The 17,061-nt window shown below is 39.6% G+C and carries 13 protein-coding genes, 1 tRNA gene and 1 other RNA gene; 11 read left to right on the top strand and 4 right to left on the bottom strand.

All coding sequences use genetic code 11. From position 1 onward, the window contains the following. The first annotated feature begins 4 nt into the window (after positions 1–4). The 8 genes from SR187_RS03780 to add all read left to right on the top strand — a co-directional run bounded on the left by SR187_RS03780 (position 5) and on the right by add (position 7,696). Entirely contained in the window at positions 5–1,249 is a 1,245-nt protein-coding gene (locus SR187_RS03780; protein ID WP_120171569.1) for an extracellular solute-binding protein, read from the top strand. 80 nt (positions 1,250–1,329) lie between these two features. After that, on the top strand, positions 1,330–2,202 hold the full coding sequence (locus SR187_RS03785) for a carbohydrate ABC transporter permease (RefSeq protein WP_120171570.1): 873 nt from the start codon (positions 1,330–1,332) through the stop codon (positions 2,200–2,202). Between the two features lie 10 nt (positions 2,203–2,212). After that, entirely contained in the window at positions 2,213–3,043 is an 831-nt protein-coding gene (locus tag SR187_RS03790) for a carbohydrate ABC transporter permease (RefSeq protein ID WP_120171571.1), read from the top strand. 112 nt (positions 3,044–3,155) lie between these two features. Further along, the gene (gtfA, locus tag SR187_RS03795; RefSeq protein WP_120171572.1) at positions 3,156–4,601 is read left to right on the top strand and encodes a sucrose phosphorylase; all 1,446 of its coding nucleotides are present in this window, start codon (positions 3,156–3,158) and stop codon (positions 4,599–4,601) included. An 832-nt stretch (positions 4,602–5,433) separates the two neighbouring features. Beyond that, positions 5,434–5,673: a phage holin gene (locus tag SR187_RS03805; protein ID WP_227984782.1), complete on the top strand. Its 240-nt coding sequence runs from the start codon at positions 5,434–5,436 to the stop codon at positions 5,671–5,673. Positions 5,674–5,868: 195 nt separating this feature from the next. Beyond that, positions 5,869–6,217, top strand: a transfer-messenger RNA (tmRNA) gene (ssrA, locus tag SR187_RS03810). Between the two features lie 2 nt (positions 6,218–6,219). Beyond that, positions 6,220–6,307 (top strand) — tRNA-Ser (locus SR187_RS03815). Between the two features lie 375 nt (positions 6,308–6,682). Further along, positions 6,683–7,696 (top strand): adenosine deaminase, encoded by a 1,014-nt coding sequence (gene add, locus SR187_RS03820; RefSeq protein ID WP_162496983.1) that lies wholly within the window; start codon positions 6,683–6,685, stop codon positions 7,694–7,696. Positions 7,697–7,779: 83 nt separating this feature from the next. Here add and SR187_RS03825 read toward each other — a convergent pair whose 3' ends face one another. The 3 genes from SR187_RS03825 to SR187_RS03835 are packed head-to-tail and all read right to left on the bottom strand — an operon-like array spanning position 7,780 to position 9,656. After that, positions 7,780–8,562, bottom strand: coding sequence for an ABC transporter permease (locus SR187_RS03825; RefSeq protein WP_120171573.1), 783 nt, complete (start codon positions 8,560–8,562; stop codon positions 7,780–7,782). 19 nt (positions 8,563–8,581) lie between these two features. Next, entirely contained in the window at positions 8,582–9,289 is a 708-nt protein-coding gene (locus SR187_RS03830; RefSeq protein ID WP_024531848.1) for an ABC transporter ATP-binding protein, read from the bottom strand. Continuing rightward, complete coding sequence (locus SR187_RS03835) at positions 9,282–9,656, bottom strand: GntR family transcriptional regulator (RefSeq protein WP_120171574.1); 375 nt, start codon at positions 9,654–9,656, stop codon at positions 9,282–9,284. Before SR187_RS03835 ends, SR187_RS03830 begins: the two co-directional genes overlap by 8 nt. Positions 9,657–9,812: 156 nt before the next feature. Here SR187_RS03835 and SR187_RS03840 point away from each other — a divergent pair, with 156 nt between their 5' ends. From SR187_RS03840 to pyk, 3 genes are all read left to right on the top strand, one after another. Beyond that, positions 9,813–12,923: a DNA polymerase III subunit alpha gene (locus SR187_RS03840; protein WP_120171575.1), complete on the top strand. Its 3,111-nt coding sequence runs from the start codon at positions 9,813–9,815 to the stop codon at positions 12,921–12,923. Positions 12,924–13,007: 84 nt separating this feature from the next. Continuing rightward, positions 13,008–14,018: a 6-phosphofructokinase gene (gene pfkA, locus SR187_RS03845; RefSeq protein WP_024531851.1), complete on the top strand. Its 1,011-nt coding sequence runs from the start codon at positions 13,008–13,010 to the stop codon at positions 14,016–14,018. Positions 14,019–14,085: 67 nt separating this feature from the next. Further along, entirely contained in the window at positions 14,086–15,591 is a 1,506-nt protein-coding gene (gene pyk, locus SR187_RS03850) for a pyruvate kinase (RefSeq protein WP_024531852.1), read from the top strand. Positions 15,592–15,662: 71 nt separating this feature from the next. Here the strand turns inward: pyk and SR187_RS03855 are convergent, their stop codons facing one another. After that, on the bottom strand, positions 15,663–16,919 hold the full coding sequence (locus SR187_RS03855) for an ISL3 family transposase (RefSeq protein WP_120171576.1): 1,257 nt from the start codon (positions 16,917–16,919) through the stop codon (positions 15,663–15,665). Between the last annotated feature and the right edge of the window lie 142 nt (positions 16,920–17,061).

Below are 17,061 nucleotides of genomic sequence, written 5' to 3' on the forward strand. Positions count from 1 at the left end.
TATCATGAAATTCAAATCTATTCTTAAATGTGCAACAATGGTTGCCTTTGCTAGCTTCTTAGCTGCTTGTGGTAACTCTCAATCAGGTGGTGGTTCAGTTGCCAAAGAGGTTGAGTTCTTCTCACAAAAACCTGAGATGCAAGCTACTTTGCAAGAAATCGTTGATGATTACAACAAATCTCAAGATGAAGTGAAAGTTAAATTGACAAGTGTTCCAGATCCAGGAACAGTATTGAAAACACGTATTGCTAATGGTGAGGCGCCAGATGTCATCAATATTTACCCACAAAATGCTGATTTTAAAGGCTGGGCAGCAGATGGTCAATTTGTAGATTTAACAGATGAATCAGAAATTCTTGGTAACCTAAATGATGGTGCTGCGAAAGCCTATGCAGTCGATGACAAAATTTATAATGTACCATTGACAACAAATGTTTCTGGCATCTATTACAATAAAACTGCCTTTGAAAAACTAGGTATTCAAGTACCAAAAAGTTTGGCAGAATTCCAAGAAAACGTTAAGAAAATTAGAGATGCAGGACAAACTCCATTTGCAGAAGCTTTAGGTGACTCTTGGACAGTAAACGGTTATGCACAATTAGCTTGGATTCAAAGCGCTGGAAGTGCCAAAGAAGCAAATGAAGCACTTCGCTTCAGTGATAAAGGTGGCATTAAGGTCAATGATGTAACAAAAAACGTTGCTGCTTACCTGAACCTCATGGCAGGTAACGGTCAAGCCAACTCTGACGGTGCTCTTTATGCAGATACAGTTGCAGCCTTTGCAGAAGGGAAGGCCTTGATGATGCCAAATGGTTCATGGGCTTTGACAGTTATCAAACAACAAGAACCAAAATTTGAAGTTGGATTCTTCCCAATGCCAGGTTTGACAGTAGATGCACCAGCAATGACAGTCGGAGCAGCTGACTTGGCTGTATCTATCTCAGCAGATTCTAAGAATGTGGATGGTGCCAAAGCGTTTGTCAAATACCTAAGCTCAAAAGAAGCTATGCAAAAATACTATGATGTTGATGGATCACCAACTTCTGTAACAGGTGTAAAAACAGAAGGTAAATTTGAAGAGCTTGCAGATGTTGCCAAATTGGCCTTCACTGACCAACAAGCCATCTGGTTGCATTCTGAGTGGACCTCAGAAGAAACATTCTGGGATGCTAACGTTTCTTACATTAAGAACCAAGACTTGGATGCTTATACCAAAGCATTGAACACATTCTTTGATACCATGAAGTAATTGTTTGTTGTTGATTTAAGCATTGGAAGAGCTTGGGAGTATGGCCAAGCTCTTTACATTAGTAAACAAGGAGACACACTATGAACAAAAAAGGATTTACCAGCAAATACTGGGCGTACAGTTTTGTGGCGATTCCTGTCTTACTTCAGCTCATTTTCTTCTTTTACCCTTTAGTAAATGGATTCATTTATTCGATGACTGACTGGACAGGCTTGACCCGAAATTTCAATTTTATCGGTCTAGATAACTACATTAAAGTATTCCATGATCAAGCTTTCTACAGAAGTTTAGGGTTCACGATTATCTTTACCATTGCCTTGGTAATTGGAGAAATTGTGATTGGTACTTGGTTAGCAACCTTGCTCAATCGTAAGATTAAGGCTGTCGGTTTCTTTAGAACCTGGTATTTCTTCCCAGCAGTGCTGTCAACAGTAACCATCGGTTTGATTTTTAGCCAACTCTTTAACTATGGACTACCACAAATTGGGGAGTTATTGAAAATTGACTGGCTCAGTTCCAACCTTCTTTTCCAAGAAAAATCAGTGTTCTGGTCTGTTCTATTTGTTGCACTTTGGCAAGGTCTTGCCATGCCAGTGGTCATCCTTTTGTCCGGTTTGCAATCTATCCCAGAAGAGATCAAAGAAGCAGCAGCTATTGATGGAGCAAACAAACGTCAACAATTCTTTCAAATTGAATTGCCATTCCTGTTGCCGTCCATCAGCATGGTCTTTATCTTGGCTATGAAATCTGGTTTGACAGCTTTTGATTTGATTTATTCTTTGACCAAAGGTGGTCCAGATGGGGCAACCAAAACATTGGGATTATTGGTCTACGACAATGCCTTTACCAATAACCAGTTCGGCTATGCTAATGCCATTGCAGTAGTACTCTTTGTGATTATTACCATCATCTCTGTGGTACAAATTACTCTATCCAAAAAATATGAAGTGTGAGGTCTTTAATATGAAATTCAAAAAACAGAATAATATTATTACCTACATTGTATTGGTAACAGGGATTCTGCTTATGTTGATTCCTCTTGCGGTGACCATTATCAGTGCCTTTAAAACAACAAAGGAAATCACTGGGAACTTCTTTGGTTTACCAGAAGAGTGGACACTGGTCAACTTTGAGCGATTGTTCAATGATGGTATTACCCATTATTTCTTGAACTCTGCTTTTCTTACCGTTGTGAGTGTGGGCTTAATTATTATCGTTATTCCTATGGCAGCTTTTGCCATTGCCCGTCATATGGATCGTAGAAAAATCTTTGCCATCATGTACACGCTCTTGATTATTGGGATGTTTGTGCCATTCCAAGTTATCATGCTGCCAATGGCTAAATTAATGAACAACTTGAAAATGACAAATCTTGTTGGTTTGACAATTCTCTATCTGACCTATGCTATTCCTCAGACACTATTTCTCTATGTCGGTTATATCAAAACCATCGTACCGACTGAGATGGATGAAGCAGCATCTATCGATGGGGCTGGTCGCTTTACTATGTACCGCAAGATTATTTTCCCACTAATGAAGCCTATGCATGCGACGGTTTTAATTATCAATGCTCTTTGGGTATGGAATGACTTCCTCTTGCCCCTATTGGTTCTCAATCGGGATTCCAGCACTTGGACTTTGCCACTTTTCCAATACAACTATCAAGGCATGTATTTCAGCGATTATGGACCATCATTTGCTTCCTATGTGGTAGGTATCGTACCAATCTTGATTGTTTATCTAATTTTCCAAAAGAATATCATCTCTGGTATGACAAGTGGTTCTGTAAAATAAGTGTTGATTGTGATGGTAAACTAAAGTTATTCGTCAGTATAGAAAAGTCTGTTGGTATACGAAAAATAAATCTATTTGCTACCAATCATAAAATGAAGAAATGGAGTGTCCTATGACTATTACAAATAAAATCATGTTGATTACCTACTCAGACAGTTTGGGTAAAAATTTGAAAGAACTAGATGAAAATCTAACCAAGTATTTCGGAGATGCCATTGGTGGTGTGCATTTGCTACCATTCTTTCCATCAACTGGGGATCGGGGTTTTGCGCCGGTTGATTACGAGGAAGTAGATAGCGCCTTTGGAAACTGGGATGATGTCAAACGTTTGGGGGACAAGTATTACCTCATGTTTGATTTTATGATCAACCACATATCTCGTCAATCCAAATACTACAAAGATTTCCAAGAAAAGAAAGATGATTCTGAGTATGCTGACCTTTTCTTGCGTTGGGAAAAATTCTGGCCAGAAAACCGTCCAACTCAAGAAGATGTTGATTTGATTTACAAGCGTAAAGATAGAGCGCCTATGCAGGAAATTGTCTTTGCGGATGGTACAAAAGAACATCTCTGGAACACTTTTGGTGAGGAACAAATTGACCTTGATGTGACCAAAGAAGTGACGATGGACTTCATCAAGAATACTATCAAAAACTTGGCAGAAAATGGCTGTGACCTCATTCGTCTAGATGCCTTTGCCTATGCTATTAAGAAATTGGACACCAATGACTTCTTTGTAGAACCTGAAATCTGGGATTTGCTCGATAAGATCCGTGACATGGCTGCAGAAGCAGGAGCAGAGCTCTTGCCAGAAATCCATGAGCATTACACCATTCAGTTCAAGATTGCAGACCATGATTATTATGTCTATGACTTTGCCCTCCCAATGGTGACCTTACACGCGCTCTATTCGGGGAAGACCAATCAACTGGCTAAGTGGTTGAAGATGAGCCCAATGAAGCAGTTTACAACCCTTGATACCCACGATGGTATTGGTGTCGTTGATGTTAAGGACATCTTGACAGATGAAGAGATTGACTTTGCTTCTAACGAACTTTACAAGGTCGGTGCCAATGTCAAGCGGAAATACTCATCAGCTGAGTACAATAATTTGGACATATACCAAATTAACTCAACCTATTATTCTGCCCTCGGTGATGACGATAAGAAATACTTCCTTGCTCGTCTGATTCAGGCCTTTGCACCGGGTATTCCACAAGTTTACTACGTTGGTTTTTTGGCTGGTAAAAACGATCTAGATCTCCTTGAAAGTACCAAGGAGGGGCGCAACATCAACCGTCACTACTACACAAGTGAAGAAATTGCACAAGAAGTGCAACGTCCCGTCGTTAAAGCATTGCTCAAACTCTTTACTTATCGCAACAAATCGGCAGCCTTTGATTTGAACGGTAGCATTGATGTGGCGACTCCAGATGAAAATAGCATTGTCATCACTCGATGCAATGCGGACAAATCAATCGTGTCTGAAGCGGCTATTAACCTGAAGGATTTGACATATAGTGTCAATGAGAATGGACAAGCTGTAACATTTGAATAGTTTATTCTCCCTAAGATCCCCAAATCTGGGGATTTTTCTTAGAACCCGTATCCACAAAAAATATTAAACTAAAACTATGACATGAAAAACATATGATACTGATTTAAGCACTCAGGAATGGGCTAAGCTTGAATCCTACTTTTCCAAATGCGGCACTTATAAATGGTCTGAACGAGAACTTGTTAATGTAACTTTGTACATCACTAAAAGAGGTTATCAATGGTGTATGCTCTCTCATGACCTAACGGTATGAAGTTTCTTTCGTCGTGCTATGTAGGATACCATTTTGACAGAGCTTGTTAAAAAAAGTGAGCAAAAGCTGGTAGAGCAGTCTCGCCAATCCATGCCATCATTGATTCTCAAAGTGTGAAACAACGGTTTATGTAGCTAATCTTCATGGCACAAAATCAGGGATTTTAGTAGCTCGTCAAGTGATGGCAAAGGAGTTCTAGTGTCCAGTAGATATTTTTGAAAAAATCAAAGGAAGCTGGCAAATCATACCAAAGCGTTGGGGAGTAAGTATAGCGGACTTTCTCTTGGTTGAACCACTCTTGAAGATTAATCAAGGATGTTGAAAAATCAGTACCAACATAGGTCGCTTTGGTAAAACTACCTCACATTAGTCGTATTTTAATGATTTTATGATGTTGTGAATATAGGTTCTTAGGCTGTACTTCTTTCGTATAAAATTTGCGCTAGATCTACAATCATTTTATCTTATGACATAAAATAGGAAAATACGATCTATTAGGCTGAAAGACGTATATTTACTTGTAATCTCCATTTTTATATGTTAAAATTCAGTTCTATTTATATAAAAAGGAGAAGAAATATGAAGCATTTTATGAAACATTTAAAAAGTCGTGTAAAAAAGCATATGTTTTGGGTTGGTTTTACATCTTTGATGCTTATGTTGATTGATAATATTTTAGTTAATTATTTTCACATCGAGATTACTCGCACTATAAATCAACTCGAACAAACGATTTGTATCATTCTTAGTATTCTTGTCTTTTTAGGTGTCTTAAATAATAAGCCGGACATAGAGGCGGAGAAAGTTATTAAAAAGTAGGATGTTTGTCTTACAGGGGATGTACAATTTACACAAACAAATTGAGTGGGTGTCAGAGTCTCTAAATTTACGGAACTTGTTTACAATCCCTAGCAGTGTCACAAGTTTTCTAAGAATCGTCAATCCAAACTATTTTAAAAATAATTTTGCTATTTATAAAAAAATTTGTTATAATACTTTTTGTATCAAGCTTTCGGGGTTGTTACGGATTCGACAGGCATTATGAGGCTTGTTCTGCAACTCATCGGCAGATGTAAAATTGCCAGTTAAATATAACTGCAAAAAATACAAACACTTACGCATTAGCAGCTTAAAAACCTGCCTGCGTGACTAACCGCAAATTGCTTGTGTTTGTTGGTTAGTCTTAAGACTAACAAGCTACGTTGGGATTTAGTCAGGAAGTTCCAAAAGAGATTTACTGACTCGCTTGGTCTAGGTTTGAGTTATGTATCGAGTCCAGGTTAAAATAAGACATAACCTATGGTTGTAGACGAATAAGTTGGCAGGTGTTTGGACGTGGGTTCGACTCCCACCAGCTCCATGTATGGAAGATTACTCAAGAGGCTCAAGAGGCCGTGTTGGAAACGCGGTAGGCGTGTAACAGCGTGCGTGGGTTCGAATCCCATGTCTTCCGTGTACATAGAGGAGAACGATTGAACAATCGTTCTTTTTTTGTTTATTGTGGCTAGGTGACAAAAATGGATACCCCAGAATTGAATCAATAGTTCAGTTTCATTCCTTCAAAGTAAGAGATCAAAATGCAGTGGTTAATGAGCTATTGCAGTTTTTTTAAGGAAAGATACGAGTGTTAGCAATAAAGTAACCCGTTTTTATGAAAAATTTGTCTTAGAATAAGCCCTGACTTCTGATAATCTAACATGCAGAAAAAATAGTTAATTTCGTATATTTTTTAATAATGAAGCAAAATCGTTCCTTTTTACGTGGAAAAATCTTGTTTTTCTTTTGAATTGTGGTATGATAGTTAACAATATACCAAAAGGAGGTCACTTTGACAGTGTTGAACGTAAATGAACTAGCCAAAACCGAGCTACATTGCCACCTAGATGGTTCTTTGTCTTTAGAAGTTATACGCCAATTGGCTCAGATGGCCGAGATTGAGATCCCCAATCGCGATGACGAATTGCGACAATTGGTCAGCGTTCCGGGAAAGGTGGATAGTCTACTTACTTATTTGAAAACTTTTGATTTTATTCGACCACTTTTGCAGACAGCAGAAGCCTTAGAACTTGCAGCTTATGATGTTGTGCGACAGGCTGCCAAGGACAAGGTGGTATATATCGAAATTCGTTTTGCACCTGAATTATCTACAGATCAAGGGTTGACAATTTTAGAAAGTGTCGAAGCTGTTTTAACAGGTCTAGAGAAAGCGACTAAGGATTTTGGTGTTCTTGCAAAACTGTTAGTTTGTGGCTTAAAACAAACCGACCCTAGTCGGACGAGAGATATTTTTTCTGCTATCGCAGATCTGGCGCCACGAGGACTTGTTGGCTTTGATTTTGCAGGAAACGAAGCAGATTATCCGACAGAAAAGCTTCAAGAACTGATTCGATTTACCCAATCTCTCGGTTATCCAATGACGTTTCATGCTGGTGAATGTGGCTGTGTGACAAATGTTGTTCAGTCATTGACCTTAGGTATTAAGCGGATTGGTCACGGTACAGCTCTTAGCAATCAACCAGAAGCCATCCAAGAGTTTGTCAATAGCGGAGCAACGCTTGAGATGTGCCTGACCTCCAATCTTCAGACCGGAGCCGCATCCTCTCTCGCAGATTTCCCTTATCGTCAATTATTACAAGCTGGGGCCAAGATTACTATCAATACGGATAATCGTACAGTTTCTGATACCAATCTAAATAAAGAATACCGATTGTTTGTAGAGCACTTTGGGACAAATAAGGAAGAATTTTATCGCTTTAATCAATATGCTGTTCAAGCCAGCTTTGCCAGTCATAGGGAGAAGGAGTGCTTACTTGAACAACTAGCTCAGCACTACAGCCTATGATGGTTTGCTATTGTTATTTCCTTTCATATTTTTAGCAAAATTAAAAAACTTCTGTACCAGTTCATTGATACAGATGTTTTTGTTTATTGTAGATTCAATTTCTTGGTCATAATGAAATAGGTTCCAAAGTAGTAGGCAAAAGAAAGGATAATATTTATCAAAGACAAGATTGGACTTGGGTAGAGAGAGAAAGCTAGTCCAGAAAGTGCTTCTGAGCTGTTCAAGTGAAGAAAGGCACTCAATACTCCGACAACAATTCCAATTCCGACATACGTCAAGACAGCAAAGAGAAAACGATGATCCTTGAAAAGTTGACCGACAGATATAGAAAAGTAAATCAAGAGGATATTGGCAATAATTTCAATCAAACCATAGATAAATCGACTGAACAACGTTGTCCAGTTCAGATTCTGGATGATTATTTGTAGTTGGGAAAGAGCATTCTTATCACTTGGCATCAGAATCAGTGTAATAACGATTCCGATAGAAAAGATAGCTGTAATAATTGCTAAGATGTACCAGACAAGAGATACCAAGAGCTTACTTAGAATAATTTGATGGCTGTCAACGGGTAGGGTCATGGTGAGGTAACCTTGGCGACCATAGACATTTTTTCTAAAACGATTGATTACTAGGAAGAATGTTGAGAGAAAGAGTGCTGCAATCAAAATACCAAAGGTCATAAAGGATGTTCCAAGAAGGACCATCTCACCTACATTGGGTTCAGTATTTCCAATCGGTGTTCGAAGAGCCAGAGCTTGGAGCCAAAAACCCAACACTACTGATAGTACTAAAGAGGCAATGTAGATTCCCAGATACCATTTTCCGACGGACTGGAATTCATGTTTCAATAATTTTCTAAACATAGTCATCTCCTTATATTAACTAAGCCTTAAAATCTTGGCGGAAAAGTTCATCGATTGACTCGCCGCTCTCGATTCGTAAATCATCCACATTTCCATGACGAATGATGCTCCCGTAGTGAAGAAAAATCACTTCATCTAAAATTTGTTCAACATCTGAAATCAAGTGTGTAGAAATAATAACAGAAGCAGTTGGAGAATAGTTATTGACAATGGTCTTTAGGATATAGTCGCGAGCGGCAGGATCGACACCTCCGATTGGCTCATCTAGAATATAGAGTTGGGCTTGACGACTCATCACTAAAATCAACTGTACTTTTTCTTTATTTCCTTTAGACAGATGTTTCATGCGACTGTTTAAATCAATGCCTAGATCCTGCAAGAGGTGAAGAGCACGTTCTTTATCAAAATCAGCGTAGAAATCTTCAAAAAATGCGATAGCATCTAGAACCTTCATATGTTCATCAAGGTAGGTTGTATCTGGGAGGTAAGATACGATAGCCTTTGTTTCTGGTGAAGGAGTACGACCGTTAATAAGTACTTGGCCATATTCAGGTTGTAAGAGACCGTTTAGCAATTTGATCATGGTTGTTTTACCAGATCCATTTGGGCCCAAGAGTCCAATGATTTTTCCAGCGGTCAGTTTCAAGTTAACATTATTGAGGGCAACAGCTCCACCATAAGATTTTGAGACTTGTTGTAGCTCAACTAAAGTGTACGGATTATTCATAAGTAACTCCTTTCAAGTAGTCATCCAATTGATGCGGTAGCTCATCTTGTTTGAAGCCCAAGTCCAACATATTGGTAACAAAGTTTTCTAGTTCTTTCTGGGCTAGATGCAAACGAGTCTGTGCAATCAATTCTTGATTGTCTGTCACGAATCGCCCTGTCGTACGGACGGAATAAACAAATCCTTCCGTTTCTAAATCAGACAAGGCTCGCTGAACGGTATTAGGGTTGACCCCAGCGATTTCAGCTAAATCGCGAACGGTCGGTAGCTTATCTCCTGATTTTAATTGATTAGTGATAATCTGGAGTTTGATAGTATTGCTAATCTGAATGTAAATGGGGATATTGTTGTCAAATTTCCAAGCCATAATCGTGTCCTTTCTAAGGATTTATTTTCGTATTTATGTCTTATATAAATAATACAACAATCTATATAAATTTTCAAGTAAAATGTTTTAAATGTCTGAAAAATATTTTTACATGATAATTTGGTATAATGGAAGAAAGACAAGAAGGAGAAAACCATGCTAGCACAATTAGATACCAAAACCGTCTATACTTTTATGGATAGCATGGTAACAATAGAAGAGTACGTTAGCAGGGCTAAAGAGCTAGGGTATCAAGCCTTGGGAATTATGGATAAGAATAGCCTTTACGCAGCTTATCATTTCATGGTAGCTTGCCAAAGGGAAAACGTCCAGCCGCTCATCGGATGCGAACTGAATTGGAAGTTGGCAGACTATGAGCAGGAGATCACGACTCAACTGGTGGCTTTGACGACTGAGGGGTATCGCAATTTACTTAAAATTTCAACTGCAAAAATGACTGGTCAGGATGATTTTGAAGCAATTCGTCAGTATTTAGTCGATATAGCAGTAATCGTTCCCTATTTTTCTGATGTTGCACAGTTGGATTTAGGTCTGGATTATTATATTGGGGTTACTGCTGATCTCCCTATCCAAGAGTTTGCCAAGCCGATCCTTCCTCTGCATACGGTACGTTTTTTTGAAGAGGGGCAATTGGAAAGCTTACAGGTTCTTCATGCCATTCGAGATAATGTTCCCCTCAATCAAGTGGGAGATATTGATAGCAGGCAAGTCTTACTGTCTGCTGATAGTTTAACCAATCTATTTATCGCTCGTTTTCCTCAGGCTGTCAGCAATTTGGAAAAGTTAGTTCAGGGAATTTCTTACCATCTTGATACAGGTTTGAAACTGCCACGTTTTAATAGAGAGCGACTTGCAGCAGAAGAATTGCGGGAAAAAGCTTATCAAGGCTTACAGAATAAGCAATTAAACCATTCTATCTACCAAGAGCGCTTGGAGAGAGAGCTGTCTGTTATCCATGAAATGGGGTTTGACGACTATTTTTTGATTGTTTGGGATTTGCTTCGTTTTGGGCGCAGTCAGGGCTACTATATGGGAATGGGGCGTGGTTCTGCGGTGGGAAGTCTGGTGGCCTACGTTTTGAATATTACAGGTATTGATCCTGTAAAACACAACTTGCTGTTTGAGCGCTTTCTCAATGTGGAACGTTATTCTATGCCGGATATTGATATTGATATTCCGGATATTCATCGTTCTGACTTTATCCGCTATGTGCGTGATCGATATGGTTCGACCCATGCTGCGCAAATAGTGACTTATTCTACCTTTGGTGCCAAGCAAGCTATCCGTGATGTTTTTAAGCGCTTTGGAACACCTGAGTACGAATTGACTAATATTACAAAGAAAATTTCTTTTAGGGATACTCTTGATTCAGCTTATCAACGCAATGCCTCCTTCCGCCAGATAATCAATAGTAAGATAGAGTATAAAAAAGCCTTTGCTATCGCCCAGCAAATTGAAGGGCAACCTCGCCAGACCTCCATCCATGCGGCAGGTGTGGTGATGAGTGATGAGGACTTAACAGATACGATTCCCTTAAAAATCGGAGATGACATGTTGGTGACTCAATACGATGCTCATGCTGTTGAGGCAAATGGTCTTCTCAAAATGGATTTTTTGGGTCTGCGCAATCTCACCTTTGTTCAAAAAATGGCTGAGGGAGTGCGTGAACAGTACCAGAAAAAGATTGACATTGCTGCCATTAACTTGGAGGACCAGAAAACCTTGGAACTCTTTGCAGCAGGACAAACCAAGGGAATTTTTCAATTTGAGCAACCTGGTGCTGTTCATCTGCTAAGAAGGGTGAAGCCTGAGCGGTTTGAAGAAGTTGTGGCCACAACTAGTTTAAATAGACCGGGGGCAAGTGATTATTCGGATAACTTTGTTAAGCGCAAACATGGGCAAGAAACGATCGATTTGCTGGATCCGTCGATAGCAACTATTTTGGAGCCGACCTATGGTATTATGTTGTATCAGGAACAAGTTATGCAAATTGCTCAGACTTATGCAGGTTTTACACTGGGAAAAGCTGATTTGCTCCGCAGAGCCATGTCCAAGAAAAATGCCAAGGAAATGCAAGCAATGGAGGCTGATTTTCTTGCAGGTGCTTTGAGCATGGGACACAAGGAAGGCAAGGCTAGAGAAATCTTTGCCATGATGGCTAAATTTGCAGGTTATGGTTTTAACCGTAGCCATGCCTACGCTTACTCGGCACTCGCCTTTCAAATGGCTTATTTCAAGACTCACTATCCAGATGTATTCTTTACAGTTATGCTCAATCACTCTAGCGGCAATTACATTGAAGATGCTTTGCAGTTTAATTTTAAAGTGGAAAAACTGACAATCAATCATGTTCCCTACTATGATAAGGTGGAACAAGATAAGATTTATCTAGGATTGAAAACACTGAAAGGCTTTCCAAAAGACTTTGCTTTATGGATTTTAGAACATCGCCCTTATAAGTCAGTTGAAGATTTCATTTTGCGTCTGCCTGATAACTATAAAAAGAAGGAACTCATAATCCCGCTTATTCAGATTGGCCTATTTGATGAATTTGAGAACAATCGTAGAAAAATTCTGGAGAACTTAGACAATCTACTCGTTTTTGTAGAAGCTATAGGTTCCTTTTTTGCAGAAGATACTTATAGTTGGATAGAAGCAGAGGACTATAGTGACAGTGAGAAATTTATGATGGAGCAGGAATTGATGGGAGTTGGTATCAGTCCCCATCCTTTAGTCGCTATCTATCAGAATGCTCAGCGATCTTTTGTAGATTTGGCTGACTTAGTAGCAGGAAATCGAGCGACAATATTGGTACAAATGCAAAGCATTCGTTTAATTCGGACCAAAAAGACTGGGGAACAAATGGCTTTTCTCCAAGTGACAGATACGAAGAGAAAACTAGATGTCACTTTGTTTCCAGAGGCTTATCGTCAATATGGACCGGTGTTAGAAGAAGGAGTAACTGCTTACATTACTGGTAGGATTCAAGAACGTGATGGTCGGTTGCAGATGGTTCTGGAAAAGGTAGAACCCATCAGTTTGGAAAAATTCTGGATTCTGTTAGAGAACAAAGAGCATGATTATGCTGTTGCTCGTATTCTGGAAAAATACAAAGGTTCTATTCCCGTTGTTTTACATTATCAAGATAGTAACCAGACAATTCAAGCAGAACGCTATATGGTTATGAAAACGCCTCAATTAGAAGCCGACTTGGCTGAATTTGCCATGAAAACGATTTTTCGATAAAAATATAGTAAAAAGTCAAGCAAGTTTAGTTTAAGTATGTTATAATAGGACAGTTAAAATGAAAAGTAAAAGGAGCATTAACGAATGAAACGTATTGCTGTTTTGACCAGTGGCGGTGATGCCCCTGGTATGAACGCTGCTATTCGTGCAGTTGTTCGCCAAGCAATTTCAGAAGGAATGGAAGTTTATGGAATCAACGAAGGCTATGCAGGTATGGTTGCAGGTGATATTCACAAACTATCTGCTCGCTCTGTAGGTGATATTATCTCACGCGGTGGAACATTCCTCGGTTCAGCTCGTTATCCAGAATTTGCCAAGTTAGAAGGGCAACTAAAAGGGATTGAGCAATTGAAAAAACATGGCATTGAAGGTGTGGTCGTGATTGGTGGTGACGGCTCTTACCACGGTGCAATGCGCTTAACAGAACATGGTTTCCCAGCTATCGGTGTACCTGGGACGATTGATAACGATATCGTTGGTACAGACTTCACTATCGGCTTTGACACAGCAGTAACAACTGCTATGGATGCGATTGATAAGATTCGCGACACTTCATCAAGCCACCGCCGTACTTTTGTTGTTGAGGTAATGGGACGTCATGCCGGTGATATTGCTCTTTGGGCAGGCATTGCTTCGGGTGCAGATGTGATCGTTGTTCCAGAAGAAGAATTTAATATCAATGATGTTGTTTCTAAGATTAGAGCTGGATACGAAAATGGTAAGAAACATAGTATCGTTGTTTTGGCAGAGGGAGTTATGCCAGTTGCACAATTCGCAGAAGAATTGAAAGCAGCAGGAGATACAAGCGATCTTCGTGTGACAGAATTAGGCCATATCCAACGCGGTGGTTCACCAACTGCGCGTGATCGTGTACTTGCTTCACGCATGGGTGCTCATGCTGTTAAATTGCTTAAAGAAGGTCGCGGTGGTCTTGCAGTCGGAATTCGTAATGAGCAAATGGTTGAAAACCCAATTCTCGGTACAGCCGAAGAGGGTGCCTTGTTCAGTTTGACAGCCGAAGGTAAGATTGTTGTGAATAATCCGCATAAAGCGGACTTGGGATTGGCTCAATTGAACCGTAACTTGTCAATCTAGGTAGCGTAGTTTTAAAGTGTTAATGAAGGGTCATAAGACCATTAAAATAAAAGGAGTTTTGTTAGAGATGAACAAACGTGTTAAAATTGTTGCAACCCTTGGTCCAGCGGTAGAAATCCGTGGCGGTAAAAAATTCGGTGACGATGGTTACTGGGGCGAAAAATTGGATGTTGAAGCATCAGCACAGAAAATTGCTGCTCTGATTACAGAAGGTGCAAACGTCTTCCGTTTCAACTTCTCACATGGTGACCACAAAGAGCAAGGTGACCGTATGGCAACTGTTCGTCGTGCGGAAGAAATTGCTGGTAAGAAGGTTGGCTTCTTGTTGGATACAAAAGGTCCAGAAATCCGTACAGAATTGTTTGAAGGTGATGCTAAAGAGTACGCTTACACAACCGGTGATAAATTACGTGTTACTACAAAACAAGGTGTGAAATCTACAAAAGAAGTTATTGCTTTGAACGTAGCTGGTGGCTTGGATATTTTTGACGATGTTGAAGTCGGTAAACAAATCCTCGTTGACGACGGTAAGCTCGGTTTGACTGTTGTTGAAAAAGACGCTGTAAACCGTGAGTTTATTGTTCTAGTTGAAAACGATGGTGTTATCGCAAAACAAAAAGGTGTAAATATTCCTTACACTAAAATTCCTTTCCCAGCTCTTGCAGATCGTGACAACGCAGATATTCGTTTCGGTCTTGAGCAAGGCTTGAACTTCATCGCCATCTCATTTGTTCGTACCGCAAGAGACGTAGAAGTAGTTCGCAATATCTGTAAAGAAACTGGCAATGACCATGTTCAATTGTTTGCAAAAATCGAGAACCAACAAGGTATTGATAACATTGATGAAATCATCGAAGCAGCAGACGGTATCATGATTGCTCGTGGAGACATGGGGATTGAAGTACCATTTGAAATGGTTCCAGTTTACCAAAAAATGATTATCACTAAAGTGAATGCGGCTGGTAAGGCAGTTATTACAGCAACAAACATGTTGGAAACAATGACTGAAAAACCACGTGCGACTCGCTCAGAAGTTTCAGACGTGTTTAATGCTGTTATTGATGGTACAGATGCAACTATGCTTTCTGGCGAATCTGCAAACGGTAAATACCCAGTTGAAGCAGTTCGCACAATGGCGACAATCAGCAAGAATGCACAAACTCTTCTTGAAGAATACGGTCGTTTGTCATCTGATGCCTTCATTCGTAACAATAAAACAGACGTTGTTGCATCAGCAGTTAAAGATGCTACTCATTCAATGAACATCAAATTGGTTATTGCTGCGACTGAAACTGGATATTCTGCTCGTGCAATTTCTAAATATCGTCCAAATGCTGATATTTTGGCAGTAACATTTGACGAGAAAGTTCAAAAATCATTGATGTTGAACTGGGGTGTCATCCCAGTTGTCACTGAGCGTCCAAGTTCAACAGACGACATGTTCGACTTGGCAGAGCGCGTTGCGAAAGAGCAAGGCCTTGTTGAGTCAGGTGATGATATTGTTATCGTTGCGGGTGTTCCTGTAGGTGTTGCTGGTTCAACAAATACAATGCGTGTTCGTACTGTAAAATAATAATATGCTTAAAAAAGCCTATTGTATCAAGTTTTTCGGGCTCATTGTCAACTGTAGTGGGTGACTTATAGCTAAGCGCGAGAGGAGACGAACTTCGTCTTCTCATTTTTGATGTTCAAAGCGATTAAGATACGTTTCTTGAAATTGTCAAAGTTCTTGTAACCAAAGGCATTGCGCTTGATGTCTTTGATGAGTTTGTTAGTGGCCTCAAGTTTAGCGTTAGAGTAAGGCAATTCAATGGCGTTAGTGATGTAGTTTTTATAGCGAATAAATGTGCTCAAAGCGGTTTTAAAGGTGCGATTGAGATGAGGTAAAGCGTCTTGAATTAAGCCCCAAAACTGCTCAGTATTCTTCTCTTGCAGGTGGAAAAGGAGTAACTGGTACAGGTCATAGTAATCTTTAAGCTCAGGGACTAGTTTGAACATCTTATTGAGACATTCTCTAGGAGTTAATGTTTCTCTAAAGGTTCGAGCATAGAACGCCTTAAGAGACAGTTTCCGACTATCTTTTTGGATAAGTTTCCAGTAGTACTTAAGAGCTCTGTATTCAAGAGATTTATCGTCAAATTGCTTCATGATTTCAATACGTGTTTGCTTGAGAGCTCTATTGATGTGCTGGACAATGTGGAAACGATCGAGAACAGTTTTAGCTTGAGGAAATAGAACCTTGATGAGAGGAATATAACTTCCAGACATATCGACAGTGACGACTTTAACTTTTTTTCTAGCTTCTTTCGAGTACTTGAAGAAATGATTTCGGATGGTTGTTTGACGTCTGTCATCAAGGATGGTAATGATTTTCTTGGTGTTAAAATCCTGAGCAATGAAGGCCAGTTTTCCCTTCTGGTAGGAGAACTCATCCCAGGAAAGCACTTCTGGCAAAGTAGTGTACTCCTCTTGGAAATGAAATTGCTTGAACTTGCGATAGACAGTAGAGGTAGAGATAGCGAGCTTAGCAGCGATATGGGTAAGAGCCTCTCTGTTGAGCAATAGGTGAGCGATTTTCTGTCTCACTATTTCAGAAATTTGGCAATTTTTCTGAACGAGAGATGTTTCAGAAACAGTTACTTTTCGACAGGACTTGCACTGAAATCGTCTCTTTTTCAAACGAATGAGGCTAGGGAAACCAGCAATCTCAATAAAAGGGATTTTAGAAGGTTTCTGGAAGTCGTATTTGATTTGTTTTCCTTTACAGTGTTTACATTTGGGAGGGTGATAATCAAGTGTAGCGGTGACTTCGATATGGGTATCGTGTTGAATGGCTTTATTTAAGATGATATTTTTGTCTTTAATTCCGATGAGTAATGTGGTATTATTGATGTGTTCCATAAGATACTTTCTAATGAGTTGTTTAAGCGCTTTTCATTATAAGTCTTGTGGGACTTTTTTGATACTCAAAAAGCCCTATAATCTCCACAGTGGGGTTTACCCACTACAGAAATTATAGAGCCGTTTTTCGACTTGTACAGCA

It is taken from the genome of Streptococcus ruminantium (genome assembly GCF_003609975.1).
In the GTDB taxonomy this organism is placed as follows: Bacteria; Bacillota; Bacilli; order Lactobacillales; family Streptococcaceae; genus Streptococcus; species Streptococcus ruminantium.

Bases quoted from the DNA above. Each gene is read 5' to 3' on its own strand.
- pfkA (WP_024531851.1), top strand. From the start codon at position 13,008: ATGAAACGTATTGCTGTTTTGACCAGTGGCGGTGATGCCCCTGGTATG.
- pyk (WP_024531852.1), top strand. From the start codon at position 14,086: ATGAACAAACGTGTTAAAATTGTTGCAACCCTTGGTCCAGCGGTAGAA.
- gtfA (WP_120171572.1), top strand. From the start codon at position 3,156: ATGACTATTACAAATAAAATCATGTTGATTACCTACTCAGACAGTTTG.
- SR187_RS03790 (WP_120171571.1), top strand. From the start codon at position 2,213: ATGAAATTCAAAAAACAGAATAATATTATTACCTACATTGTATTGGTA.
- SR187_RS03830 (WP_024531848.1), bottom strand. From the start codon at position 9,289: ATGAATAATCCGTACACTTTAGTTGAGCTACAACAAGTCTCAAAATCT.
- SR187_RS03825 (WP_120171573.1), bottom strand. From the start codon at position 8,562: ATGTTTAGAAAATTATTGAAACATGAATTCCAGTCCGTCGGAAAATGG.
- SR187_RS03805 (WP_227984782.1), top strand. From the start codon at position 5,434: ATGAAGCATTTTATGAAACATTTAAAAAGTCGTGTAAAAAAGCATATG.
- SR187_RS03840 (WP_120171575.1), top strand. From the start codon at position 9,813: ATGCTAGCACAATTAGATACCAAAACCGTCTATACTTTTATGGATAGC.
- SR187_RS03855 (WP_120171576.1), bottom strand. From the start codon at position 16,919: ATGGAACACATCAATAATACCACATTACTCATCGGAATTAAAGACAAA.
- SR187_RS03780 (WP_120171569.1), top strand. From the start codon at position 5: ATGAAATTCAAATCTATTCTTAAATGTGCAACAATGGTTGCCTTTGCT.
- SR187_RS03785 (WP_120171570.1), top strand. From the start codon at position 1,330: ATGAACAAAAAAGGATTTACCAGCAAATACTGGGCGTACAGTTTTGTG.
- SR187_RS03835 (WP_120171574.1), bottom strand. From the start codon at position 9,656: ATGGCTTGGAAATTTGACAACAATATCCCCATTTACATTCAGATTAGC.